Source organism: Candidatus Koribacter versatilis Ellin345 (assembly GCF_000014005.1).
In the GTDB taxonomy this organism is placed as follows: Bacteria; Acidobacteriota; Terriglobia; order Terriglobales; family Acidobacteriaceae; genus Korobacter; species Korobacter versatilis_A.
This window is the reverse complement of record NC_008009.1, coordinates 828437-852665: the sequence shown is the minus strand read 5'-3', so window position 1 is coordinate 852665 and position 24229 is coordinate 828437. Positions and strand designations below refer to the sequence as shown.

The following is a 24229-nucleotide window of genomic DNA, read 5'->3' as shown; positions in this document are numbered from 1 at the left end:
ATGCACGTGAGCACCGGAATGGATGTTCCATCCGATGTCCACGCTTTGAACGCCTGTAAAAGAACCTAACTTCGCTCAGAAGCTCACTCTAACACCGAATTGCCCGCTGAATGGAATGCCGACGGTAGTACCGGGGCCGAAGAAGTCGCCGAAAGCGCCGGCTGGAATGCGGAGTTGGTTCGGGCTGGTGATGGGTTTGGTCTGGCTGCAATCAGCGTTCAAACAGATGGCTGTGGCATTGTCAGGATCGTTGACCGGCAAATCCGCCATGTTGGCGCGGTAGAACGCGCCGGGATTGTTGCGGTTGAAGAGGTTAAACATCTCGAAGAACGGGGTGACTTGCCAGCGTTCCTGGATGTGGAACGGACGGGAGACGCGGAGGTCCACCTGGAAGTATGGGCGTCCGCGGAACTGGTCCATGGTAGTGGTGACGCCGTTAATGACGGCGCGGCCGGAGCCGTCGGGATTCGTAATGGTAAAGGGGCGACCGCTCTCGGCTTGCGTCATGGTGGAAAGCTCGATGCCGAGCGGGGCGTGCCATGTGCCTGCGAGCACGAAGCGGTGGCGTACGTCTTCACCGGCTGGACCGTAGTCCCCCGGGCCAAAGGCGTTAAAGGGGTCGCAGACGCCGTTCACGTAGTCAAAGAGTTCGCCGAGTTGGCAGCCCCAGGTCTGGGCCTTGGCAAAGGTGTAGTGGGCAGTCAGGCTGTAGTGCTTGGAGACGTTGCCCTGTACGCGCAGGACGAGGCCGTCGTAGGCGGAGCGATTGTCGCTGCGGAAGACTGAGACATCGGGATAGTCGTAGCGACGATAGCCGTGCATGCCGGTCTGGTGCGTGAATTCGACGGCACCCATCCAGTCTTGATCGAAGGCGTATTCCACGCCGGCGCTAGCGTCGATGGCGTAGGGCGTGTGGTAGTGCGGGTCGATGATCGCGCCGGTGCTGTTGACGTTGGCATTGCCGGGGTTAACGGCCATCAACGCATCCACCCAGCCGTTTTGCGCGAGATCGTTGTAGAACATGCCAAAGCCAGCGCGAAGAACGAGTTTGCCGCTATCTCCCGGTGAATAAATGGCGCCGACGCGCGGACCAAACTGCTTGCGGTTGTCGAGCGGGACGCCGTTGTACTGCGGGTAGGCAATGGTTTGCAGGGCGACGTTCGCGTTCTGGCTGCGGCCACCCACGTCGAAGAGGCCGAAGGTTGTGTCCCAACGCAGGCCGTAGTTCAGCGTGAGGTGCGGGGTCACGCGCCAGATGTCCTCGGCGTAGATGCCCAGGCGCTGCACGTTCTGCCAAAAACTCCCATCGCCCGCAGGCGTCGCGGTACAAACCGTGTCGGGATCGAGAGCGTTTTCGTTGCAGGTATCAGGATTGGTGAGATACGCCGACGTAAACGCGAAACTGGCAGGGTTGGCCGCGTAGTCCACGGGATTCTGCGAGTAAGCGATGACGGTTTCGGCTTGTGAGGCCAATACTCCCCCAATGACCGGCTCGTGGATCAAGTTCACACCGAACTTCATGGTGTGCTTCGGCGTCGAGTGGGAAAGATCGTAGCGGAACTGATACTTCTGCTGGTTACGCAGGACTGGGAAGGCAGTGATCGGCGTTACGAAGGAGTTGTCGCCGAAGGTGTCGGCGCCGGTGATGACGCTGGGCGTGGTGGTGAATGGGAAGTCGAGCGAGAAGCCGTAGTACTGGTTGCGATTGACGGTGCGATGCAGGATGGAAGCGTCGAAAGTGAAGGAACCGAGCCAGGTGTTCGAGAACTGGTACTGGTTGTTAAGCGCGAAATTCCAGTAGAGCGAACGCGTCGTGGCGCCGACCGACGGGAGCGTGCCCTGCTGCACCATGTCGTTCTCGGTGGTGTAACGGTCGGTGGCGCCGCGCAAGAACCACTGCGAATGATCGGATTGCGCCCAATCGAGACGGGCATCGCCGATGTAGTCGTTAAAGGGAGTGATGACATAGGGCGGAACGGCGATATCGGGAGCGCCGGGAATATAGCCGGCCTGCGCGAGCGAGGCCAGCGCGTTGAACTGTGCGAGGCTGTCGTTGCTGTACGCGATGCTGGCGCGCTCGTGGACGTATTCCAACGATCCGAAACCCCAGAGCTTGTCTTTCTTAATCGGCCCGCCGCCGTTGAAGATGTAGTTCTGGCGCGAGAAAGGCTGCTTCGGGTTGGGCTCAGGATTGTCGATGGGGTAGCGAGCGGTGAGGCCAGAGGTGCGGTCGTAGAAGCCGAATAGGCCGTGCCAGTCGTTGGTGCCGCGCTTGGTTGTAATGACGACGGAGCCGCCGGTCGTGCGGCCAGTGTCGGCGTCTTCCTGCGCGACGCGGAAGGCGAACTGCTGGATGCTGTCGGTGGAGAAGTTCTGGAGGAAGCCGCCGATGTAATCGTCGGAGTTGTCGCCTCCGTCCACGGAGTTCTCGTTATTCAACCCGGAACTGCCACCGGTGCCGACGGCGGTGATGCGTGCCTTGGTCGGGTCGCTGGGTTCGATGGGCTGGGTGCCGGGTGCGAGATACGCCATGTTGGCGAAGCTGCGGTTGGCGAGCGGGAGTTCCTCGAGATCATGTGCCGAGACCACCGCCTGGTGGACGGGGCTTGAGGTATCGAGGGGCTGCATGGTGATGGAGGATGCTTCACCGGAGACCGCGACACTCTCCTTCACCGAAGGCGGATGGAGGGTCACGAAGACATCGCGGGTTGAGCCGACCAGCACCGCGACTTCGGAGGTCGCGACACCGAAACCCTGCGCGTTGACGGTCACCTGGTAGCGTCCGACGGGAAGATCGCTGAAGCGGAAGTTGCCGCTTGCGTCTGTGGCGGTCTCGCGTTGCACGGAAGACTCTGGAGCCTGCACCTGGACGTGGGCTGCGGCGACGCGGGCGCCAGAGGCGTCCTGGACCCTACCAGCTAGTCCGCCGCGAAATTCCTGGGCAGAGGTGAGAACTCCGAAAATCGAGACGAACGAAACGCAGACGAGCGCGGTACGCAAGAGACGATGAGTCAAGCAACACTCCCCGGCGGAGGAAGCAAGGAACGGCATATGCTTCGACAGGCGTTAACGAAAATGGCAGGAGCTCACAGTCTGTAGAGAACCGTAAACGACTACAAGAAGTAGTACTGATCAGCGGACGGGAATTGTTAACTCGGCGGTGTCCGTTTTGCCCTTTGCGCTTGTTGCAGATAGCACATAAGTGGTGTCTTTGGTGGGCGAGACCTTTACGCAATTGCTGTAAGACACCGGGACGTCATGGACATCGGGTTCGATCTTCAGGCTCTGGGCATTGGAGACGCTGTAACAGAGCTGCGTGGTTTCGCCGCGACGGATAGGACCTGCGGTGGCATAGAAAGTGAGAATCTTCAGCTCATTGCCGCCGTAGGCTTCAGAGGTTTTACGCACGTCGGCGGCCTGCTGATCGGTGAGCTTCTGTTCGGCGTCTTTCTCAGCCTGATGGCGCGAATAGAAGACGTAGCCGACATAGAGAAGCGCAATCACGACGGCAGCGCTGGTGAACGGCAAAAGTTTGCGAATGATTCCTGTTTGCTGATCTTCGGACACCGCGACCCTCTGACGGGTTAGATGCGTGCGCGACGAGCGATTATGGTTCGAATTCAGATTCCGCGGCGCGCTGAGCATCAATCAGGTCCGCCAACTGGAGGCGCAGGTTGCCGGGGTTGGTGGAGTATCCGAGGCCAGTATCAATGTCGACCACACCTTCGCGGATCATGCGCTCGATCACGTCGTCGAAACACTGCATGCCGTCGAGGTCGCCATCGCGCATGGCGTCGAGCAAGGTCTTGCCTTCGTTCTCGCCTTTCTCTACGTACTCGCGAGTGCGGATGGTGGACTTGAGAATCTCGATGGCAGCCACGCGTCCGGTCTTATCCTTCTTCGGCATAAGACGCTGCGAAATGATGTAGCGGAAACTCTTCGCTAAGCGGATTCGAATAATGTGCTGGTCGGAAATCGGGAAGGTGCCGATGATGCGCTCCACGGTTTTGGAGGCGTCGGTGGTGTGGAGAGTTGACATGACGAGGTGGCCGGTTTCCGCGGCTTCGAGTGCAATCTCCATGGTTTCACGATCGCGCATTTCGCCGACCAGGATGACCTTTGGCGCCTGGCGCAGCGCAGCGCGCAGAGCGAGGGCAAAGCTCGGCGTGTCGCTATGCAACTCTCGTTGGTGAATGGTGCACTGCTTATGAGGGTGAAGAAACTCGATCGGATCCTCAATGGTGACGATGTGCCACGCCTTCTCCAAGTTGACCTTGTTGATGATCGCCGCCAGGGTGGAACTCTTACCTGATCCGGTGGGGCCCGTGACCAGGACGATGCCGTTGATCAGCTTGGTAATGTCGGCCAGTTGTGGCGGCAGGTTCAACTGCTCGAATGTGGGCACGCTGTGCGGGATGACGCGCATCACGATGGCGTAACTGCCGCGCTGCGAAAAGATGTTCACACGGAATCGCGATTCACGCGCAAGGCTATAGGAGAGATCGGCCGAACCCTTCTCCCTCAACGAAGTTGTCGCTTGTTCGTTATTACCCATCAAATCGCCGGCGATTCGCCGTGTGTCCACGGGCATTAATGTCGGCAATCCTGGCACCGCGACGAGAGCGCTGTTCAGTTCCACCTGCGGAGCACGCCCGGGCGAGAAGATCAGGTCGCTGACCTTTTCAGAGACTTTCAGCATGGTTCTGAGCATCTCATCGGTGGTAAACACCGGCGTAGGCGATGGCGAAGGTGCGGACGAAAGCGCTGGTTCAGAGGCAGACATCTGGAAGACCCCGAGCAAGAAAATACTGGAGAAATGCTAGCTCGGGGGACATACAGTAGCACAGATAACCGAAGTTATGAGGGAATTTACGCAACTGTAAAGCGGCTTACACAATGCGCTCATGCCTATAACCCTCCTGCCGCAGGCCGTGGAGGATCTGCTGGATCTGCTCCTCCCCGCGAGCCTCCAGGGTGACGTCAATCATGGTGTCGCCGAGGTTCACGCCATAGTAGGTGCGGTCATGGTGTAATTCGACGATGTTGGCCTGATGCACGGTAAGTAGGCGCGTAAGTTGATGCAACGAGCCGGGACGATCGGAGAGATGGATCTGCAGCCGGACGAGGCGGCCGTCTTTGGCAAGACCGCGCTGGATGATGCGGGCCAGCAACGAGACGTCGATGTTGCCGCCGCAAACGAGGGCAACGGTCTTTTCATTTTTCAGCGAAGTTTTGTGGTGTAACAGGGCGGCGACTGCTGCGGCGCCGGCGCCTTCGGCGAGAGTCTTCTCGCGTTCGAGCAGGGTGAGGATGCCGCTGGCAATTTCTTCTTCTTCGGCGACGACGAGTTCGTCGACGTAGCTTTCGACGAGATGGACAGTGAGATCGCCGGATCGGCGGACAGCGATGCCATCAGCGATAGTGGTGTTCGAATCAATGGTGACCGCCTTGTGCGCTTGCAATGCACTTTGCATGGAAGGCATACGCGCGGCCTGCACGCCGATGACGCGGATATCCGGACGCAGGGATTTCAATGCGCAAGCGATGCCGCTGATAAGACCTCCGCCGCCGATGGGCACGACGACAGCTTCCATGTCGGGCGCTTGCTCGAGCAATTCGAGCGCGATGGTTCCCTGCCCGGCGATGACCTGCGGATCGTCAAAAGGATGAATGAATACGAGGCCTTCGAGGGCGGCGAGGCGGCAAGCTTCTTCGTAAGCTTCGTCGTAGTCGGCGCCATGGAGGATGACTTCGGCGCCGTAGCCGCGCGTGGCATTGACTTTAACCAAAGGCGTCATCATCGGCATGACGATGCGGGCGCGAATGCCATGGCGCGTGGCGTGGAACGAGACACCTTGCGCGTGATTGCCAGCGCTGGCTGCGATGACGCCACGCTGCTTCTCGTCGTTGGAGAGCGTGAGAATTTTGTTGAGCGCGCCACGTTCCTTGAAGGAACCGGTCATCTGGAGATTTTCGAGCTTCAGGTATACGCGCTGGCCGGCGATCTTGGAGATTGAGTGCGAGTGGTTGCAGGGGGAGAAGTAAACATCGGCGCGAATGCGGGCGCGCGCCTGCTCGATGGATTCGAGCGTTACAGACGCGGCGGGCCGATGCGGAGTGTGGGTCGCCATCTTAAAGATGTAACAGAAAACCACGCGGCGACGAAGCGGATTTATGCCTTATCGAGGAGGTTGGCGACCTGGGTCTGCCATGCGTCGAAGCTGCTGTGGATGGCGCGCCCGAGCAGGCTGGCGCGCACCTGGCGCAACTCCGGGATGCGACGCGCAGCGATGGCATAGCGATGGAAGCGAGGGTCGGTGTTGAGTTCGGCGTCGCTGAGGTAGATCGGTCGGCGGCGGAAGTTGAGCGTGCCTAGGACCGAGTTGAGGCGACGGATGGAATCGGCGACAGCTAGAGGATCTTGCAACCTGGCTTTCTCGGCGCGATCGAAGAGGCGGAAGAAGTAGGTGGCACGGCCGGAGGCAGAGCTGGCTTCCCACGCGACGGCATTGGCAAGATCAGCGCTGCCGGGCTTTGTGGAGAGCGGGAAAAAGAACCAGTAGAGAGTAGCCGGGCCAGCGGCGTCGGCAGCGGGAGCACCATCGGCATCGCCGGGAGCCTGATCTTCGGGCGCCGCTTCTTCTTTCGGGGCGGCGAGGTCTTCGTCTTCGGGACGAATGATTTTGAAGCCGGCGTAGAGCAAGCCGGGGGCGGTGCGCTTTACGAGGTCGTCGTAGTAGGGCTTGAGGGTAGCGTCAACAGCATTCTTCTCCAGCGCGGCGCTCATCTGCGGATGGATCGCGTCGAGCTTCGTGACCGGGGCGGAACTGCCTTCGCGCAGGAGTTGTGCTACCGACTGAAGCTGGTCGGGATTGAGGAACGGGAACGCGGTGTGCAGCGCTTTCGACCCATTGGCGAGGAGTTCGCTGGTAGTCTCGCGGACTTTTCGCGCGAAATCTTCAGTACGCTTGCCTAGTTCGTTGATGCGTAGTGCGGTGCAGCCGATCTCGAGGACGGCCTGGTAGGTCTTCGGATCGGCCTTGACCGCATCAAGATCTGCGAGACGCCATTGAAAGCTCTGGGATTCCGTGGCGAGCACGCCGACGTTGCTCTTGTAGAGACGGATCTGCGCGGGGCCTCCGTGCGGCGCGACGGCGGTGTTAGCTCGCAGCGCCCCGCCGCACTCAGGGCAGAAGTTCTTGCCCTGCACACTTGCGCCGCAACCTGGGCATTGCATTGGCGCAGTCTCTTCCGGATGCGTCGGCTTGCCGCACGACGGACAGAACTTCGATGAGGTAGTCGCGGCGCCGCAGGACGGGCACTTCTGAACCACGCTTTCCAGTTGGAATGAACCTTCGAAGCGATCTACTTCTTCGAGATCGCCGACAAGCAGGCACTTCGCCATGCGGTCGCGGAACTTTGGCATGAGATCGCTGATCAGCGGTTGCATGTCGCGGCCGAGCTGATTCAGCGTGAGAGTTGACCCGGTGTAGAGCGCAATGCGAATGGTGAAACGTTCGGTGTGAATGGCGTCAATGTCGCCGAGATCGAAGACGATGGGCGTGCCGAGGTCGGGCGAGCAAGTGAATAGCTCGGGATCGATTTGAATGCGGCAATTGCCTTGTTGCCGGACGGCGCGGTCCGGACCGGCGTACTCGAAGCTGCCATGAAAGTCTGCCACTTGGTTCGTACCTGTAATGGATTCGCGCCGGAGCGCGCTGCGGAAGAAATGCCGAAGCAACCAGCTTAGCAAATGCGAGGTCGCTCGCGTGAGGGTAGAATGCGCCGGTGTTCTCGTTGCGGAATTCAATGATCTGTCTGCTTGCGTCCCTGCCAATTGCGGCTCTCGCCGCGGACGTTTCACACGTCAAGGCGAACTGCAAAGGGGCGCATTACGACTATGTTCTATTCAGTACCGGGTACGAAATGCAACCGGCGATTCTTCTGCTGCACGGCGCTGGGGGCAGCCCCGATTCGATGATCGAAGCGTGGGCAGCTTTCGCAAAAAAGAATGGGATTGCGCTGATCGCACCTTCGCTGCCTCGGGATGAGAAGTTTGAAGGCGTCGCACCTGCAGTATTCCATTGCGTGCTTGATGACGCGCTGACGCACGCGAAGTTCGATGCCAAGAAGGTCTACGTCTTCGGCTATTCGATGGGCGGCTACCTCGCATTCGATGTGATCACGCTCGATGCGGAGTCCTACGCCGGCGGCGCGATTTTTGCCAATGGCGTTGAAGATCAATATGCGTCGATATTCGACCAGGCAAAGCGCAAGGTGCCGGTCGCGCTTTACATCGGTGATGCGGACCGCGTGTACCCGATTGCGCAAACGAGAAGGACGCAGAAGATGCTGCAAGCTCGCGGGTACACGCTGCATTATCGTGAGCTGCCGAAGGCAGACCACGATTACTTTGCCTTCGCGGATGAGATCAACGCTGAGACCTGGAAATTCTGGCAGGAACATTCGGCCTCGAAAGCGAAATAGCCCAAGTGCTGCAAGTGGCACTCGCCTTCCGACGCTGATAACATTTCTTAACAGCGCATCTCGCAGCCAGATTCCGGTGCTTCTCGCAATCAGGGGTTCTCATTTTGAAGTCGCTGCACAGCTACATTGGCGGACGCTTCGTGCCCGGCAAACGGGGGTTTGCGGACATTAATCCCGCAGATGGAAGTGTTGCTGCCACCGTGACGGAAGCGTCAGCCGAGATGGTGGACGAAGCTGTTGCTGCGGCGCGCAAGGCGCTGCATGGGGAGTGGGGCAAACTCGGCGCGCGTGGTCGAGCGACTGTTCTCTACAAGATTGCGGAAGGAATTGAGAAGCGCTTTGACTGCTTTGTACAGGCGGAGGTCGCAGACACGGGCAAGCCCTTATCGCTGGCCTCCCGACTGGATGTGCCACGCGCCGCCGCGAACTTTCGAGTGTTTGCTGATGTGATCAAAATCGCGGGGCTGGAAGCGTTCGAGACCGAATTGCCGGACGGTCGCCGCGCGCTGAATTACACCGTGCGCAAGCCGATTGGTGTAGTTGGGATCGTGACTCCGTGGAACTTGCCGCTGCTGCTACTGACGTGGAAGGTGGCTCCGGCACTGGCGTGCGGAAACGCGGTGGTGGTGAAGCCGTCGGAAGAGACGCCAGCGACCGCGACACTGCTAGCGGAAGTGATGCAGGAAGCGGGCGTACCCGATGGCGTCTATAACGTGGTGCACGGGTTCGGGCCAAACTCGGCGGGTGAGTTTCTGGTCAGCCATCCGGGCGTGAACGCGGTGACTTTTACGGGGGAGTCGCAGACGGGCGCCTCTATTATGCGGGCTTGCGCGCCGACCGTGAAGCCGGTTTCGTTTGAGTTGGGCGGCAAGAATGCCGCCGTCATTTTTGCTGACTGTGATTTCGACGCGACCATCGCGGGCATGAGTGATGCGGTGTTCCTCAACACCGGCCAGGTTTGTCTGTGTGCAGAGCGCGTGTACGTGGAAAGACGAATCTTCGATAGGTTTGTCGCGGCTCTGACGGAGCGCGCGAAGAGTTATGACCTGGGATGGCCGATGGAACCGGCTACATCGATGGGGCCTCTGATTTCGAAGGTGCATCGCGAGAAAGTTCTGTCTTATTTCGACCTGGCGCGCGAAGAGGGCGCAACTGTCGTAATCGGCGGTGGCGTGCCGACGTTTGGTGATGGCCGCGATAGCGGCTTCTATGTACAGCCAACGATCTTCACGGGACTGAAGGAATCGGCGCGCTGCGTGAAAGAAGAAATCTTCGGACCGGTGTGCCACGTTGCACCGTTCGATTCCGAAGAAGAAGCAGTGGCGCTGGCGAACGATACGCGGTATGGTTTGGCGGCTTCAATTTGGACGAGTGATTTGCAGAGGGCGCACCGCGTGGCGCCGCAGATGAATGCAGGCATCACGTGGGTGAATTGCTGGTTCCTGCGCGATTTGCGCACGCCATTCGGCGGAGTTGGGCTATCGGGAATTGGGCGCGAGGGCGGGATGCACTCGCTGAATTTCTATTCCGAGTTGAACAACATCTGCATTCGGACCGAGTAACGATGGAAAGCAAAGTCCTGAAAGGTCGAGCCAAGCCACGCGGTAAATATCCGCACATCAAGCGCGCGGGAGACTTTCTGTTTGTGTCGGGAACGAGTTCGCGGCGCGCCGATAATTCGATCGCAGGCGCGGAAGTGGATGCGCTGGGAACAACGCGACTCGACATCCGTGAGCAGACGCGCGCGGTGATTGAGAACGTGCGCGACATCCTGGCGAGTGCCGACGCAACGCTGAAAGACGTAGCCGAAGTGACGACGTATCTCGTGAACATGAACGACTTCGCGGGATATAACGAAGTGTACGGTGAGTTCTTTGACTACGATGGGCCGGCGCGGACAACTGTAGCCGTGCATCAATTGCCGCATCCGCACTTGCTGATTGAAATCCGCGCGGTGGCATACAAACCGCTCGCGAAATAAGAGGAAACGATGCCGTCAATCAAGACGCTGAAGGCCTTCAACCTGCACGGTTGGATCGAGCAGAACAAGGAGAAGCTGAAACCGCCGGTCGGTAATGCGCAGGTTTGGGACGACGGCGAGTTCATGGTGACAGTGGTCGGCGGACCGAACCAGCGGCGCGATTTCCATGACGATCCGACGGAAGAATTCTTCTACCAATTGCAGGGCGACATCAAGCTGCGCGTGATTGAGGAAGTTGGCAAGCCGCCGGTGGAGATCCCTATCCGCGAGGGTGAAGTGTTCCTGCTGCCGAAGCACATGCGTCACTCGCCGCAACGCGGGCCGAATACGATCGGCATGGTGGTGGAGATGCCGCGACCCGAGGGCACGGTGGACGCGTTCGAGTGGTATTGCCCGAATTGCCATCAACTGGTGCATCGCGCGGAAGTGAAGCTGAAGAGCATTGTGAAAGATCTGCCACCGCTGTTTGAACAGTTCTATTCCAACGAAGAGTTACGCCGCTGCAAGCATTGCGGCACGGTGCATCCGGGCAAGCAGTAAACATGCAGACGATCGACATTCACAATCATTTCTTTCCGGAGAGCTGGCCGGACCTTGCCGCGAAATTCGGCACGCCGGACTGGCCGTGGATCAAGCATACGGAACCGGGCAAGGCGACGATCATGCTCGGCGACCGTGAGTTTCGGAAAATCTACTCGGCATGTTGGGACATGGACGTCCGCTTGGCGGAGATGGATCGCGATGGCGTAGACCTGCAGATCATCTCGGCGACGCCGGTGCTGTTTGCGTACGACCGTCCGGCGGACCAGGCTCTGGAGTGCGCGAAGATTTTCAACGACGCTGCGTTGGAGTTGTGTGCACGCGCGCCGGGACGACTGAAGGCACTTTGCCAGGTGCCGCTACAAGACATTGATCTCGCATGCGCGGAACTCGATCGGGCGATTAAGGACGGGCACCTTGGCGTGCAGATTGGCAATCATGTTGGCGAGAAGAACCTCGACGACGCCGGGATCGAGACGTTCCTACATCATTGCGCGAGCGTCGGCGCAGCGGTGTTGGTGCATCCGTGGGACATGATGGCGCGCGATCGCATGCCGAATTACATGGCGCCGTGGACGGTCGCGATGCCGGCGGAGACTCAGCTTGGCATCGTGACGATGATCTTGAGCGGGGCGTTCGATCGATTGCCGGAGAACCTGCGCATCTGCTTCGCGCATGGGGGCGGCAGCTTCGCGTTCCTGCTTGGACGCATGGAGAACGCGTGGTCGCATCATCCGGTGGCACGCGGAAAGTCGGAACTTCCGCCGCGCAGATACGTGAACCGGTTTTATGTGGATTCCGCGGTGTACGACGAGGAGGCTCTGTGCTTCCTGATCAGCACGATGGGAGAAGACCAAGTCGTGCTGGGATCCGATTATCCGTTTCCGTTGGGAGAAGAGCGAATCGGTAAATTGATTCGGACTTGCAAGATCGACGGTTCGGCAAAGAAGAAGCTGCTGAATGCAAATGCGGCGAGATTCCTGGGGCTGAAGGTTGAAGCGGAGAGCACCGCACCGGTTGAAGCTCGCAGTTCCAGCGGATGTCCGGTGGCGCACGGGAACGGTGCGGGTGACGAGCATAAGCTGACATACGGGTCGTATTTGAAGATCCCTGAGTTACTCTCGCTTCAGCAACTGCAGTCCGAACCACCTCGGCATGATGAATTGCTTTTCATCGTGATTCATCAGACCTACGAGTTGTGGTTCAAGGAACTGCTGCACGATCTCGAGGCGGTGGTCCGTTGTTTGCAGGCGGTGGCACGTGATCCGCGGGCGCGAGATGAAGTTTACGAGGCGGCGCGATTGTTGCGGCGATGCACTGAAGTACTGCGGGTGCTGGTGAGCCAGTTCACGATCCTCGAAACGATGCTTCCGACCCATTTTCTCGCCTTCCGTGACAAATTAGAACCGGCGAGTGGTTTCCAGTCGCAGCAGTTCCGGCAGATTGAATTTCTCTGCGGGCTGCGCGACGAGAAGCTGATGCGGGTTCATGAGCCCGAGCCGAAGGAACACGCGGAATTGGTGAAGCGCCTTCACGAACCATCGCTGCACGATGTGCTCTTCGATGCGCTGCGGGCGCTCGGTAAATTGCCGGCGTATGCCCCGGACGCAACGGATCGCGATCGTTTCGAGGCGCGGGCATTCGCGATTCGCGATGTTTATGAAGACGAGAAGCACTTCCGCGATTGGATCGACGTATGCGAGCGGCTGACGGAATTCGACGAACTGGTCGTGAGTTGGCGGCTGCGGCACATCCAGATGGTGGAGCGCACCATTGGTCTGAAGATGGGAACCGGCGGAAGCACGGGCGCATCCTATTTGCGGCTGACGCTCGACAAGACGTTTTTTCCCGAGCTGTGGGAAGCGCGAACGATGCTGCGCAAAGCCGAATAGACAATGGCGTCGAAAGAGAAAATCACGATAGTCGGTTCAGGGCTTGCCGGGCCGCTGCTGGCGATTTCGCTGAAGAAGCGCGGGCTCGATGTCGAGCTGTATGAGCGGCGTCCGGACATGCGCAAGGTACATATCAGCGCGGGACGCTCGATCAATCTCGCGTTGTCGACGCGTGGCATTTACGCGCTGCGCGAGATCGGCGTTTGGCCGCAGATCGAAAAGATTATCATCCCGATGCGCGGGCGAATGATGCACGCGCTCAATGGCGCGCTGACGTTTCAGCCGTACGGCAAGGACGAGACCGAGGTCATCAACTCGGTGTCGCGCGCAGACCTGAACATCGCGCTGATGGATGCGGCCGAGGCACAAGGCATCACAATCCACTTCAACCAGCGCTGCACCCACTTCGACCTTCGCGAACGTGCGGTCTATTTTCGCGACGAAGAGACGGATGAACGGAAGACCGTGAACTCAGAACTGGTAATCGGCGCGGACGGTGCAGTGTCGGCAGTGCGCAGGGATTTTTTGAAGCTGCAGCGATTCAACTTCTCGCAGCAATATCTTGATTACGGCTACAAAGAGTTGACGATCCCGCCAAATTCGGACGGCAAGCACGCGATGGAGACGCACGCGCTGCACATCTGGCCGCGCGGATCGTTCATGCTGATTGCGCTGCCGAACATTGACGGCACGTTCGGCTGCATTCTCTTTCTGCCGTTCGAAGGCAAGAACAGCTTTCAACTGCTGCAGAACAATAGCGACATCGTGAAATTCTTCGAAGAGAACTTCCCCGACGCGATGGCTCTGATGCCGAGACTCGCGGAGAATTTCTTCGCGAATCCGGTTGGGGCCATGGTGACGGTGAAGTGTTCGCCCTGGAGCCACGGGAGCCGAGCGCTGCTGCTCGGAGATGCAGCGCATGCGATCGTGCCGTTCTTTGGGCAGGGATTGAATTGTTCGTTCGAAGACTGCACCGTGCTGCTTGGCTTGCTCGACCGATACGGGCCAAATTGGCCGGTCGTGTTTCGCGAATTTGGAGCGGCGCGCAAGGTGAATACCGACGCGATCGCGGATATGGCGATCGAAAACTTTGTGGAGATGCGCGACAAGGTCGGCGATTCGCGCTTCCTGTTCAAGAAGAAGGTAGAACTGGCGCTGGAAGCCAAGTTCCCCGGACTGTTTGTGCCAAAGTACGCCATGGTCACGTTTCATCGCGTTCCGTACTCGGTTGCGGAATCGCGGGGGCGTATTCAAGACCGCATTTTGTCTGAGCTCTGCGACCCTATCGCGAAAATTGAAGATCTCGATTGGCAGCGAGCGGATGAACTCGTCCATCGCAATCTGACGCCATTGGAGGATGCATAGTGGCGGCCGCTGCGTTCGACACCACCGAGAATTTCGCAATCGAAATGGATGCGCGCGATCCGATGTCGCGGTTTCGCGGGCGGTTTCATATCCCACCGGCTCCGGATGGATCGGCGTCTGTGTATCTGGTGGGGCACTCCCTTGGGCTGCAGCCGAAGACGGTACGGGCATACCTCGAGCAGGAATTGAAGGATTGGGAGACGCTCGGTGTGGAAGGGCATTTTCGCGGAAAGCATCCGTGGATGCCGTATCACCGACTGCTGACGGAACAGACGGCGCGATTGGTATGCGCGCAGCCGAGCGAAGTCGTGGTGATGAATTCCCTGACGGTGAACCTGCACCTAATGATGGTGTCGTTTTATCGACCTACGAGGGAGCGGCACAACATTCTCATCGAAGGCAGTGCCTTCCCGTCGGACCAGTATGCGGTACAGTCGCAGATCAAGTTCCACGGCTTCGATCCGGCAAGTTCGTTACTCGAGCTTTGTCCGCGAGTAGGCGAGGCGACAATGAGGGATGAGGACATCCTCGAGTTGATCGAGCGTGAAGGACAGTCGATAGCGCTGATCTTGCTTGGCGGCGTGAATTACGCGACCGGGCAGGCCTTCGACATGGCGGAGATCACGAAGGCGGGTCACGCACAAGGATGCGTGGTGGCGTTCGACTGCGCGCATGCAGCGGGAAATCTTGAGCTCAAGCTACACGAGTGGGATGTGGATTGGGCCGCATGGTGCAGCTACAAGTACCTGAACGGCGGGCCCGGCTGTATTGGCGGATGCTTCGTGCACGAGCGCTACGCGCGCGACTTCGAGCTTCCGCGGTTTGCGGGATGGTGGGGACACGATCAGGAAACGCGCTTCAAGATGGGGCCAGAGTTTCATCCGATGGCGGGCGCGGAGGGATGGCAGTTGAGCAATCCATCGATCCTGACGATGGCGGCACTGCGAGCGTCAATGGAAATCTTCGATGAAGCGGGGATCGGGAAGCTGCGGCAGCGGAGCATTGCGCTCACCGGATACCTGGAGTTCCTGCTCGATCAGCAGAAGTCGGCGAGGTTCGAGATCATCACGCCTCGGGAGCCGGAGCGGCGTGGCGCGCAGTTGTCAATTCGCGTCGCAGCCGGCAATCGCTCAGTTTGCGACAGGCTTGTGGAAGAAGGCGCGCTCTGCGATTGGCGCGAACCGGATATCTTGCGGGTGGCGCCGGTGCCGCTGTATTGCTCGTATCGGGATTGTTATCGGTTTGTGCAGCGATTTGTGGCCAATCTGAATTAACCATCAATCAGCGATTCGATGTCCATGTGAACGATCGGCCAGGCGCGCGATTCCGGGTCGATGAGGTCCATGTGCTCGGTTTCTTCGAGCTTCATGAACCAGACGGTGCCGCTGTCGTTCTGACGGGCGGCTTCAAATTCCTTGCTGATTGCGATGGGGACGTCGGTGTCGAGATCGCCGTGGAGGAGGATGCGCTGCACGGTGGATGGATGCTGCGAGGGACAGGCGGACGCGTAGATGCCGGGAATCTCTGCGGGTGAGCCGCCAAGAAACTCCTCAACAGCACCGTTGCTGAGGTTCATTTCATAGGCGGTCTTCAATACGGCAACGGGAGCAAGCGCCGCGACCCCCGAGAGCGTTGGCTCATCAACCGCGAGACGTAGCGCAAGGTGGCCGCCAGCAGAGTGGCCGATAGCTACGTACTTCAAGTTCTCTCCGAAATGCTTGCGGATCGCGGCAAACCCCGCACGAACATCGTTGTACGATCCGGGCCAGCCACCGCCGGAATTTCCCACCCGACGATATTCGAGACTGGCCACCGCAACGCCGCTCTTGGCGAGCACCGAACACATGTGGCTCACATGGAGCAGATCGTACTTCGCGCGCCAGAAGCCGCCGTGAATCACCATGGCGACGGCGTGCGGTGCGTCGGGCAGATAGAGATCGAAGAACTGGTTTGGATCGTCACCGTACAGCACTCGGCGATCCGCGGGAACTGGCGGAATGGAAAGCAGGTCGCGGGTCATGAGGCAGAACCTGCTTCCGAAATAATTGCTTGCGGATACGCGCGATTACGAACGACGAGCCAGTGCAGGGTTGCGATGGCGAAGGTCACGAGCAGGAGAAAGCCTTCGCGGAGCGTGAGACGAGCAAGCAGCACGAGTCCGAAGCCGATGCAAAGGCAGGCGATCGCGGGACCGAAAGGAATGCCCAACAGAGCTTCGTCGCCGTGCATGCGGCGAAGGCGAATCAGGCTGGCGCAGATACTGGCGTAGATGACGATGAGTGCGCCTGAGGCCATCGCGATGGCCCAGCGAAATGTGCCACTCAGCGCGAGAACGCAGGTGATGGCACTGAAGATCATGATTGAAATGTAAGGCGTTTGAAAGCGCGGATGCACGCGTGCGAAGACGGACGGGAAGTCGTGACGTTCGGCGAGAGAATAGGTCAGGCGGGGTGTGGCGAGTTGGACAGCGGAAAGATGGCCGAAGGTGGAGATCATCGCAGCGACGGTAATGAACGCCGCGCCACCGGTTCCAAGCAGCAATTCAGCCGCCGACGCGAGTGGGCGTTCCGCCGGGGCGGTGCCGATGGTTGCGACCGAAACGAACTGTACGAGCGAGTAGATCGCGATGCAAAGCAGCAGTCCGGCGGCAAGCGCAATGGGAAATGTTTGACGCGGATTTTTCACTTCGCCGGCTGGGAGAATAGCGTTTTCGAAGCCACCGTAGGCGAAAGAGAGCAGCAGCATCGCGTCAATCCATGGCGAAATGCCTGCCGGCGCGGGCTGTGCCTGTGCAAACGTCTGTGGATGATGCGCAAAATAGAGCAATCCGAGAACGATCAGCAACAGCAAGGGCAGGATCTTGGCAATGGTGAACACGCTGCTGAGGTTTGCGCCGACTTTCACGCCCACACAATTTGCGAGTGCGAGAAACGCGAACAACGTGGTGATTACCGCGGCGCGACCCAGAGCTGTCCCCGCGAAGGGAAAATATGCAGCGAGATAGCTGGTAAAGAGATTCGAAGCAGCAGCGCTGGTGCCCATGGGTGCGAGCCAGGAGAACCATCCGATCTGTATGCCGACAAAGCGGCCGAACGCAGTACGGGCGTACAGGTAGGCCCCGCCGGGTTCAGTGAAACGTGAACTGACCTCGGCGGCACAGGCCATCATGAGCCCGATCCCAAGGCCAGCCATCACCATGGCGAGGGGACTGGCACGGCCGACAACGGCATTTAAGGGGGTGGGGATGCCGAAGATGCCGCTGCCGATGATGGTATTCACCACCAGGGCGGTGAGTCCCCAGGTTCCAATAGATCGCGTAAGCGGCAGAGAGACCTCGCGGCGTTGGTGCGGAATTGTACGCGAGGCGGGCAGAAAAGAAAAAGGCGGCGAAGTTACCGCTTCGCCGCGCCTAGTCTAGCGGAGAGCTAGTTTGCGAAAAAACTCTAGTGACCTGCGGCGGAAGCACCGCCATTGTCAAATACCACTGCGCCGTTCATCTTCTTCACGAGCAACTGCTGCATGGAGCGATCGCTTTCGCCGACAACCACGGCGACGTCCGCGGGAAAGGCGGCGCGCTGCTCGAAGTGGCCGCTGCTGGTAGCGACTGTCTTACGACCGCTGCGGAAAGTTGCCTGGACGGTGTCACCCTGGCGCTCGAGGACAACTTTGTAGTCGCCCGGCTCGAGCGTAGTGCCATTCACCACGGCCTTGTGGTTGAGCGTGAGGTCAACCGAACTCTTATCGGTTCCGGCGAAGGCAGCGATCGCCAGGAACATTGTGATCATCAGTAAAGCGATTTTCTGAACCTGCTTCATACACCCCTCTTTAGATAGGCTCGCGCTCGGCGAGCGGGACTTCGAACTGCGTTTAGGAATGCAAAGGACTGCCCTTTTCCCTTGCGTGTCGGGCGTAGAGGTTCCAGCCCAACCTCGTTTACCGATACGTCAGAAATCGTGTGTTAGTTCCACGTATTTCTGTTAATCACGCGTGATGCCAAACGAAGGGACTACGAAATCACCAATGAATATGCGGGTCCAGTGATGATCGCAAATGAAGTGGGACGAGTGCTGTGTTCGGCGCTGGAGGAAATCGTCCGCGAATGAACAGCAATTTATCCCTGTGTTCATCCCTCGGAAATGTTTAGCGAGGAAAGTGGTAGTACACGTCTTGTTTGGAAGGAATCGAAACGCCGTTGCGTTTGGCCGGAATGAAGTGCGCCATTTGCAAGGCTTCAATCACGCGACCATCCACAGGGCCGGAGAGGCCTTGAATTAGATGTGTCGCGACAACGTTGCCCTCGTCATCAATCGTGATCTCGACGATCACGCTGCCTTCGAGGCCTTCCGCGAACTCGCTCGCAGCGACAGCGGGATTGGGCCCGGAGATCCACAGAGCGGGACGGACTTCAGGTCCAGTGAGGTCACCCGAGTAAAGCGAGCCGTAAGTGGATCCGGCGGTCGCAGCGGCACGGTTCTTTCCGGCTCCGGTAGCGTCGTTGTTCGCGGTCGATGCGATCAGGCGTTCGTGCTTTTCGAGCTTAAGCTGAAGTGACTTACTGGGGTTGTCGAGTTGCTTGGAGCGGATGTTCTGTTCGGTGACTTTTTTGTTCGATGATTTCGCTTCGCTCGCAATGTCGTTGAGGTTGTCGCTTTGCAGGTAGAGACGCGCGAACGATTTTCCGCCGTCGCCCTGGCGCAACTGATGGACTTTGACAATTTCGGGAGTGGGGGCGCGGAGCATCAGGAACAGCACTAGGCAATGGGCAGCCATGGAGGTTACAAGAACCCATGGGCGCCGGCGAAACGGCGATTCCGGTACTGGTTCGAACATAGACCGTTCCACACCTAGGGGAGTTAGCGCATTCCATCCACAGCACTTAGCTCATTAGACGCCATCTGAGTGCGGCTGTCACCGAGTTTTGGGACGAACGCTTTTTGCCAGGGCTGACCTGACAAAGGTAACCCGAGCAGAGTACCAGCGTAAGAATGCATTTTGAGCAAGCTGGGCTACACTCCTGACTCGGCCCAAGGGATCGTATTCATTCGGGGGGATGAATATGGCATGTATGGAAGGCGACACGCTGAAACACGAGGTCCTCGATAAGATCGAGGAGTACCTCAACGCTGAGCAGGCGCAATACACTTGCTCCAATTTCGATGACGAGTTTTCACGCCTGCGGGCGGAAGCCGCACACACGGCGCTCACCGATGCACGCCGCCGTTATTGGCAGCATTTGAAGATGCATCATTGCGATACCGCCGCGATCCTAGCGGCACAGCCAAGCACACTGGCAGGCGTTGCGGTATAGGCAGACGGCACGAGAGGTTCGAACGAGATTCCTAGCGGGGACTTCGGTTCCCGCTTGCGCTTTTTAGACGTTAATTTCTTCCACCAGCAAGCGACTTCCCTGCGGCAAATAGCTTTTCCGGCGAAACCAATCTTCCATGTCGTGCGTAAGGCGATCGAGAGGCACGCGGGTGCCGATTTCCATCTGGCCGTCGGCGGTGGGAAGAGTGTCGTCGAATACCTGGTCATTGGTGAAGCTGCGCATGGAGAAGCTGTCGAGCCACTTCAGCAGGCAAGGCTTGCGCTGACCTTGCTCTTCATACTCGACTCGAACTTTGCGAGCGTACATAGAGCAAGATTAGCGGATACTGCCCGGAGACGACAACGTACGAGACGAGGTAGAATCGCCCCGTGCCCGTCACCTACGAGATCGACGCGGCCCGTAAACTGGTCCGCACGCGATGTGTGGGACCGGTGCGGATGATGGACGTGCTTGATCACTTCCGCACGCTTGAGGCAGACCCTGCCTGCCCTCCGCACGCGGACGTATTTCTCGACCTTGTCGAATTACAGTCACTTCCTAAAAGCTTTCAACTGGCCGGAGTGGTCTACGAGGTGGAACAGCTGCAACCGAAAGTACGATTCGGTGCGTGCGCCATCGTAGTTGATCGCGAGGTGTTGTTCGGGATGATGCGCATCTTCGCGACGCTCGCCGAGGGCACATTCCGGGTGGTGCGCGTGTTCCGCAAGCGGGAAGAAGCGGAGCAATGGCTGCAGGGGGAACAGAGCGCCAGTACGGCCCGCTAGTCGAATAACGTTCAAAACACCCCTTGCGGAACTGGCGGCGGCCTTATAATCTCCGGCACCTCTGCGAGGTGCACATGAGTAGCCCGAATATCGCCGCTGCACAGCCCATGAGTCCGGCGGACCATGAGCGCCGGCGGCTGGCGCTGCAAGCCTCCGTACTCAATCCGCTTACCGACAGCTTTTTGCGTAGCGCCGGAATTTCTCGCGGCATGAGAGTGCTGGAAGTCGGCTGCGGGATCGGCGAGGTCTCCCTCATCACCGCGCGGTTACTGGGACCTCATGGACGGCTGCACTGCGTGGATACCGATGGCAAAGCGCTGGAGATCGCCCAGGGACGCGTGCGTTCGGCTGGGCACGATCACGTAAGCTTCGAACACACGGACATTGCGTCGCATACGCCGGTACGAACCTACGACGCGGTGATCGGGCGGCATGTCCTCATCCGCATGCAAGACGCGATGGAGGTAATTAAGCAGGCAGTGCACATGGTGCATGTCGGCGGCGTAATCGCGTTTCAGGAATACGATTTGTCGTTCTATCCGCGCGGATATCCGGAAATGCCGCTGATGTTCTCGGTACAACAGCTCATTGTGGACTATTACCGGCGATCCGTGGCGCGCCCGAACATCGGGACACAGCTCTTTTGGCTGATGCAGGAAGCGGGGCTCCCGGCCCCGGAGTGCCGCGTGGAATGCGTCATGGACGGTGGCCCGAATAGCCCGGTGTACGAATGGCTGACTGAAACGCTGCGGAGCCTGCTACCGGAGATGGAAGCTCTGGGCATGACCGCCGGCGGGGTGATCAGCGATTCACTTGCCCAACGGCTACGTGACGAAGCCGTCGAGAAGCGCGGAGTGGCGATCATGTCGCCGATGGTGGGAGCGTTTGCGCGGAAGCCGTACACTACGCGGACGAGGGGCTAGTGGAGTATTCAACGGCCATCGTTTTTACCGCGGTGTGGTACTGCTCGAGATCAAAAACGAACGGGCCAAAATCGCTGTAATCGCGCACGGAACGATGTGGCTGGCGGAAATCGCTCCAGACCATGCGCTTTTCTTCTGCTTTGATCCGGCCGGTTAGAGGCCAACAACCGACTTCACCGCACTGGCAGCCGAGCAGATACAAGCCACCATTCTCTCGGAAGTAGTCCGTTGCCGGCTGCCCCATGAAGTACTCTTCGAGTGGCCCATAGTTGAAAAAACGGGGCACAATCCCGGCATAGCCGCCCGATGGTTCGTAATGGTATTCAAGTTCGAATTGCTTAACGATCTGGTCGAGAGGGACGCCACTCAGTGCGGGGGTAATCGTGAGTGCTCTGCCCCTGCCGGTGTTCTCTTCCAGCGGCTTGATGAGAAACGAGAGTACCTTCGCCGTTTCCATTCAGCGACGCGTCTACGCAGAAACCGTGTTGGCTTCTTTTAGGAATGCATCCAGCTGTGCGAGGGTTTCTTCCTCGCTGACGGCGAACATCTCGCGGCCGTTGTCTTCGCCACTCTCGATGAGCTGCTTGAGGTACCGCCCGGCGACCTGGACGGCCATCGGGTCAGTAATGACCTTGCCCGGATTGCGACGGTTGTACTCCATCCATGCGGGGTGCGGCAGCGCGATCCAAACACCGCGTTCGTCAACGTCGAACTTGATGTCAACGGCGTCGGCATGGCGGGTAGCGATGGCAACGACCAGGGCTTGGTAAACGCAGTGGACCTTCTTTTTCGACCAGCGCTCGGTGGCGTAAAAATTCTCGTACATGTCTGGAAAATGATAGCGGAGTGGGGCCCGGCGGGCAAACTGGCTCTCAACGGCATCCTCTGGCGGAAGTACAATATTCGGTTCCCTTGTCGCAAAGGAGCCTCTGAATGACGCCCGGCAGCATAGAACTCACCCTCGATCCCCATGAAATTGCCCGCCGTCCGCTGGATCCGCAACAATGCGCGCTGGTGGTCGTCGATATCCAGGAGAAACTGCTGCCGTCAATTGCAAACAAAGAATTGTTGGTGAAGAACGCGCAGCTGCTCATCCGCCTGGCGGGCATGCTGGAACTGCCGACCGTCCTGAGCACGCAATACAAGCGTGGACTGGGCGAGACGGTGCCGGAGATTGCTTCCCTGCTGCCGCATGCGATCACGCTCGATAAGACCGAGTTCGGCTGCTTCAACAACGAGGGCTTCTGTTCCGCGGTTAAGACGCTGCCTGGCAATCGCACCACCGTGCTGCTCTGCGGAATGGAAACGCATATCTGCGTGATGCAGACGGCGTTGGGCGCGATGAGCCAGGGATATATCGTGCATGTGGCGTCGGATGCGGTGGGATCCCGTTCGGAGTGGAATTACCACATTGGGCTTAATCGCATGCAAGATGCGGGGGCTGTGATCTCCAGCACGGAAATGATGATGTACGAATTGCTACGCTCATCGAGTTCAGCAGTGTTCAAGGAACTGCTGCCGTACCTGAAGGGATAGTTCTATGCCGACCACCAAAGCTCGCAAAGCCAAACCCTCCCCGAAGAAACCGCAAGCCGAAGCTCACGATAATCAAAAATACGATCTGCGAACGCGGCTGATCCACGGCTCGATGCGCACGCCGAAGTGGGACTACTCGCACCACGTGGTGCCGCCGCTTACGTCCTCGGCGACCTTCCGGCTGAGTTCTTCGCAACGCGGCGCACGCGGCTTCTTCGAGTTTGCGTGCGACACGATCGATACGACGCGGCAAGTACCGATTTACATCTACGATCGGCTGGACGAACCGACGCGCGGGATGCTGGAAGAAAACCTTGCCGCGGCGGAAGCGGGCGAGATGGGCGTGTGCTTCGCCACGGGAATGGCCGCGATTTCCGCTTCGATATGCGCGCTGACGCGGGCGGGCGACCAGGTCGTTGCGCACAATACTCTGTATGGCTGCACGTATTCGCTGATGACGAATTGGCTTCCCCGCCAGGGGGTCGCCACGCGTTTTGTCGACATGCGTAACCCGAAGGAGATCGCGAAAGCTATCAACGCACACACCCGGATCGTGTACTTCGAAACTCCGGTGAATCCTAATCTGGAATTGATCGATATCGCCGCGGTACGCGAAATTGTAGACCATGCCAACAAAGGCCGTAGCGAACTGGAGCAAATCCGCGTAGTCGTGGACAACACGTTCGCGACGCCGTTCTGCCAGCGTCCATTGACGCTTGGCGCGCATATGGTGGTGCACAGCCTGACCAAAGGTATTGGCGGGTTTGGAACTGACATGGGCGGAGTCGTGATTGGACCCAAGAGCCTGCACAACGTACTGCTGATGTACCGCAAGGATTTTGGCGGATCACTCTCACCGAAGCCCGCATGGAACGTGCTGGTGTATGGACTGCCGTCACTGGCGGCGCGTATGGCGAATATGCAAAAGACGGCACAGTATGTGGCGGAGTGGCTCGAGCAGCATCCGAAAGTGGAGAAAGTGTTCTACCCCGGCCTCGAAAGCTTCCCGCAGCGCGATCTTGCGGAAACACAGATGGTGGACTATCGAGGGAAGTTCGCGCCCGGGTCGATGGTGTACTTCACGCTGCGCGATAAGAGTGGCGAGAACCACGCAGCGGAGAAGTTTATCAACTACGTGGCGGATAAGGGTTACTGCATCACACTCGCGGTGAGCCTGGGGCAGATCAAGACACTGATCGAGAATCCCTATTCGATGACGCATTCGGCTTATCTTGCAGTGGACACGAACAAGGCGAAGAAGAACGGCCACGGCCGAGGCTGCGAGACCAATCGCGTAGAGCCGGGCGGGATTCGGTTGTCCATCGGACTCGAGGACCGCGACGACATCATCGCGGATTTGGAATCCGGGCTCGAGCACGCATAACGAATTTCAATCGGTCCCATCCTGAGCG

The 24229-nt window shown here is 58.8% G+C and carries 24 protein-coding genes; 12 read left to right on the top strand and 12 right to left on the bottom strand.

Translation table 11 applies throughout. From position 1 onward, the window contains the following. Positions 1-75 precede the first annotated feature (75 nt). The 5 genes from ACID345_RS03540 to ACID345_RS03520 all read right to left on the bottom strand — a co-directional run bounded on the left by ACID345_RS03540 (position 76) and on the right by ACID345_RS03520 (position 7681). Complete coding sequence (locus ACID345_RS03540) at positions 76-3015, bottom strand: TonB-dependent receptor (protein ID WP_011521498.1); 2940 nt, start codon at positions 3013-3015, stop codon at positions 76-78. 117 nt (positions 3016-3132) lie between these two features. Then, positions 3133-3567, bottom strand: a complete 435-nt coding sequence (locus ACID345_RS03535) for a hypothetical protein (protein ID WP_011521497.1) — start codon at positions 3565-3567, stop codon at positions 3133-3135. 40 nt (positions 3568-3607) lie between these two features. Then, complete coding sequence (locus ACID345_RS03530; protein ID WP_011521496.1) at positions 3608-4783, bottom strand: type IV pilus twitching motility protein PilT; 1176 nt, start codon at positions 4781-4783, stop codon at positions 3608-3610. 106 nt (positions 4784-4889) lie between these two features. Continuing rightward, on the bottom strand, positions 4890-6131 hold the full coding sequence (locus ACID345_RS03525) for a threonine ammonia-lyase (protein WP_011521495.1): 1242 nt from the start codon (positions 6129-6131) through the stop codon (positions 4890-4892). A 41-nt stretch (positions 6132-6172) separates the two neighbouring features. Then, positions 6173-7681: a zinc ribbon domain-containing protein gene (locus ACID345_RS03520; protein ID WP_011521494.1), complete on the bottom strand. Its 1509-nt coding sequence runs from the start codon at positions 7679-7681 to the stop codon at positions 6173-6175. 128 nt (positions 7682-7809) lie between these two features. Here ACID345_RS03520 and ACID345_RS03515 point away from each other — a divergent pair, with 128 nt between their 5' ends. From ACID345_RS03515 to kynU, 7 genes are all read left to right on the top strand, one after another. Further along, positions 7810-8487, top strand: coding sequence for an alpha/beta fold hydrolase (locus ACID345_RS03515; RefSeq protein ID WP_041855400.1), 678 nt, complete (start codon positions 7810-7812; stop codon positions 8485-8487). Between the two features lie 104 nt (positions 8488-8591). Next, entirely contained in the window at positions 8592-10049 is a 1458-nt protein-coding gene (locus tag ACID345_RS03510; RefSeq protein WP_011521492.1) for a 2-hydroxymuconic semialdehyde dehydrogenase, read from the top strand. Between the two features lie 2 nt (positions 10050-10051). Further along, a complete protein-coding gene (locus tag ACID345_RS03505) occupies positions 10052-10468 on the top strand; it encodes a RidA family protein (RefSeq protein WP_011521491.1) in 417 nt (138 codons plus the stop codon). A 9-nt stretch (positions 10469-10477) separates the two neighbouring features. Next, positions 10478-11008 carry a 3-hydroxyanthranilate 3,4-dioxygenase gene (locus ACID345_RS03500; protein ID WP_011521490.1) on the top strand — a complete coding sequence of 177 codons (531 nt, stop codon included), beginning with the start codon at positions 10478-10480 and terminating at the stop codon, positions 11006-11008. Between the two features lie 2 nt (positions 11009-11010). Continuing rightward, positions 11011-12900, top strand: coding sequence for a tryptophan 2,3-dioxygenase family protein (locus ACID345_RS26180; protein ID WP_011521489.1), 1890 nt, complete (start codon positions 11011-11013; stop codon positions 12898-12900). Between the two features lie 3 nt (positions 12901-12903). Then, on the top strand, positions 12904-14265 hold the full coding sequence (locus ACID345_RS03490) for an FAD-dependent oxidoreductase (RefSeq protein WP_011521488.1): 1362 nt from the start codon (positions 12904-12906) through the stop codon (positions 14263-14265). After that, positions 14265-15539: a kynureninase gene (gene kynU, locus ACID345_RS03485; protein ID WP_011521487.1), complete on the top strand. Its 1275-nt coding sequence runs from the start codon at positions 14265-14267 to the stop codon at positions 15537-15539. Before ACID345_RS03490 ends, kynU begins: the two co-directional genes overlap by 1 nt. Here the strand turns inward: kynU and ACID345_RS03480 are convergent. The 4 genes from ACID345_RS03480 to ACID345_RS03465 form a co-directional block, all read right to left on the bottom strand. Further along, on the bottom strand, positions 15536-16285 hold the full coding sequence (locus ACID345_RS03480) for an alpha/beta hydrolase family protein (RefSeq protein ID WP_011521486.1): 750 nt from the start codon (positions 16283-16285) through the stop codon (positions 15536-15538). The genes kynU and ACID345_RS03480 overlap by 4 nt on opposite strands. Then, positions 16282-17574 (bottom strand): APC family permease, encoded by a 1293-nt coding sequence (locus tag ACID345_RS03475; protein ID WP_228370795.1) that lies wholly within the window; start codon positions 17572-17574, stop codon positions 16282-16284. The genes ACID345_RS03480 and ACID345_RS03475 overlap by 4 nt, the downstream gene beginning before the upstream one ends. A gap of 134 nt (positions 17575-17708) precedes the next feature. Then, a complete protein-coding gene (locus ACID345_RS03470) occupies positions 17709-18080 on the bottom strand; it encodes a hypothetical protein (RefSeq protein ID WP_011521484.1) in 372 nt (123 codons plus the stop codon). Positions 18081-18405: 325 nt separating this feature from the next. Next, entirely contained in the window at positions 18406-19095 is a 690-nt protein-coding gene (locus tag ACID345_RS03465; protein ID WP_011521483.1) for a TonB family protein, read from the bottom strand. 226 nt (positions 19096-19321) lie between these two features. On the opposite strand from ACID345_RS03465, the gene ACID345_RS03460 reads away from it, so the two are divergent. Beyond that, a complete protein-coding gene (locus ACID345_RS03460; protein ID WP_148210004.1) occupies positions 19322-19573 on the top strand; it encodes a hypothetical protein in 252 nt (83 codons plus the stop codon). Between the two features lie 63 nt (positions 19574-19636). Here the strand turns inward: ACID345_RS03460 and ACID345_RS03455 are convergent, their stop codons facing one another. After that, positions 19637-19900 carry a hypothetical protein gene (locus ACID345_RS03455; protein WP_011521481.1) on the bottom strand — a complete coding sequence of 88 codons (264 nt, stop codon included), beginning with the start codon at positions 19898-19900 and terminating at the stop codon, positions 19637-19639. Positions 19901-19962: 62 nt separating this feature from the next. On the opposite strand from ACID345_RS03455, the gene ACID345_RS03450 reads away from it, so the two are divergent. Together ACID345_RS03450 and ACID345_RS03445 are read left to right on the top strand one after the other, a co-directional pair. Then, positions 19963-20358: an STAS/SEC14 domain-containing protein gene (locus ACID345_RS03450; protein ID WP_011521480.1), complete on the top strand. Its 396-nt coding sequence runs from the start codon at positions 19963-19965 to the stop codon at positions 20356-20358. A gap of 74 nt (positions 20359-20432) precedes the next feature. Further along, the gene (locus ACID345_RS03445; protein WP_011521479.1) at positions 20433-21281 is read left to right on the top strand and encodes a methyltransferase domain-containing protein; all 849 of its coding nucleotides are present in this window, start codon (positions 20433-20435) and stop codon (positions 21279-21281) included. Here ACID345_RS03445 and ACID345_RS03440 read toward each other — a convergent pair. Continuing rightward, positions 21262-21738, bottom strand: a complete 477-nt coding sequence (locus tag ACID345_RS03440) for a hypothetical protein (RefSeq protein ID WP_011521478.1) — start codon at positions 21736-21738, stop codon at positions 21262-21264. The two genes, ACID345_RS03445 and ACID345_RS03440, sit on opposite strands and share 20 nt — an antisense overlap. A gap of 12 nt (positions 21739-21750) precedes the next feature. Beyond that, positions 21751-22107, bottom strand: a complete 357-nt coding sequence (locus tag ACID345_RS03435) for a hypothetical protein (RefSeq protein WP_011521477.1) — start codon at positions 22105-22107, stop codon at positions 21751-21753. 107 nt (positions 22108-22214) lie between these two features. On the opposite strand from ACID345_RS03435, the gene ACID345_RS03430 reads away from it, so the two are divergent. Together ACID345_RS03430 and ACID345_RS03425 are read left to right on the top strand one after the other, a co-directional pair. After that, positions 22215-22817, top strand: coding sequence for a hydrolase (locus tag ACID345_RS03430; RefSeq protein ID WP_011521476.1), 603 nt, complete (start codon positions 22215-22217; stop codon positions 22815-22817). A 4-nt stretch (positions 22818-22821) separates the two neighbouring features. Then, on the top strand, positions 22822-24201 hold the full coding sequence (locus tag ACID345_RS03425) for a trans-sulfuration enzyme family protein (RefSeq protein ID WP_011521475.1): 1380 nt from the start codon (positions 22822-22824) through the stop codon (positions 24199-24201). Positions 24202-24229 lie beyond the last annotated feature (28 nt).

Excerpts from the sequence above, each read along its gene's own strand:
- ACID345_RS03530 (WP_011521496.1), bottom strand. The coding sequence starts at position 4,783 with ATGTCTGCCTCTGAACCAGCGCTTTCGTCCGCACCTTCGCCATCGCCT.
- ACID345_RS03525 (WP_011521495.1), bottom strand. The coding sequence starts at position 6,131 with ATGGCGACCCACACTCCGCATCGGCCCGCCGCGTCTGTAACGCTCGAA.
- ACID345_RS03515 (WP_041855400.1), top strand. The coding sequence starts at position 7,810 with ATGATCTGTCTGCTTGCGTCCCTGCCAATTGCGGCTCTCGCCGCGGAC.
- ACID345_RS03505 (WP_011521491.1), top strand. The coding sequence starts at position 10,052 with ATGGAAAGCAAAGTCCTGAAAGGTCGAGCCAAGCCACGCGGTAAATAT.
- ACID345_RS03500 (WP_011521490.1), top strand. The coding sequence starts at position 10,478 with ATGCCGTCAATCAAGACGCTGAAGGCCTTCAACCTGCACGGTTGGATC.
- ACID345_RS26180 (WP_011521489.1), top strand. The coding sequence starts at position 11,011 with ATGCAGACGATCGACATTCACAATCATTTCTTTCCGGAGAGCTGGCCG.
- ACID345_RS03490 (WP_011521488.1), top strand. The coding sequence starts at position 12,904 with ATGGCGTCGAAAGAGAAAATCACGATAGTCGGTTCAGGGCTTGCCGGG.
- ACID345_RS03480 (WP_011521486.1), bottom strand. The coding sequence starts at position 16,285 with ATGACCCGCGACCTGCTTTCCATTCCGCCAGTTCCCGCGGATCGCCGA.
- ACID345_RS03470 (WP_011521484.1), bottom strand. The coding sequence starts at position 18,080 with ATGAAGCAGGTTCAGAAAATCGCTTTACTGATGATCACAATGTTCCTG.
- ACID345_RS03465 (WP_011521483.1), bottom strand. The coding sequence starts at position 19,095 with ATGTTCGAACCAGTACCGGAATCGCCGTTTCGCCGGCGCCCATGGGTT.
- ACID345_RS03460 (WP_148210004.1), top strand. The coding sequence starts at position 19,322 with ATGGCATGTATGGAAGGCGACACGCTGAAACACGAGGTCCTCGATAAG.
- ACID345_RS03455 (WP_011521481.1), bottom strand. The coding sequence starts at position 19,900 with ATGTACGCTCGCAAAGTTCGAGTCGAGTATGAAGAGCAAGGTCAGCGC.
- ACID345_RS03445 (WP_011521479.1), top strand. The coding sequence starts at position 20,433 with ATGAGTAGCCCGAATATCGCCGCTGCACAGCCCATGAGTCCGGCGGAC.
- ACID345_RS03440 (WP_011521478.1), bottom strand. The coding sequence starts at position 21,738 with ATGGAAACGGCGAAGGTACTCTCGTTTCTCATCAAGCCGCTGGAAGAG.
- ACID345_RS03435 (WP_011521477.1), bottom strand. The coding sequence starts at position 22,107 with ATGTACGAGAATTTTTACGCCACCGAGCGCTGGTCGAAAAAGAAGGTC.
- ACID345_RS03430 (WP_011521476.1), top strand. The coding sequence starts at position 22,215 with ATGACGCCCGGCAGCATAGAACTCACCCTCGATCCCCATGAAATTGCC.
- ACID345_RS03425 (WP_011521475.1), top strand. The coding sequence starts at position 22,822 with ATGCCGACCACCAAAGCTCGCAAAGCCAAACCCTCCCCGAAGAAACCG.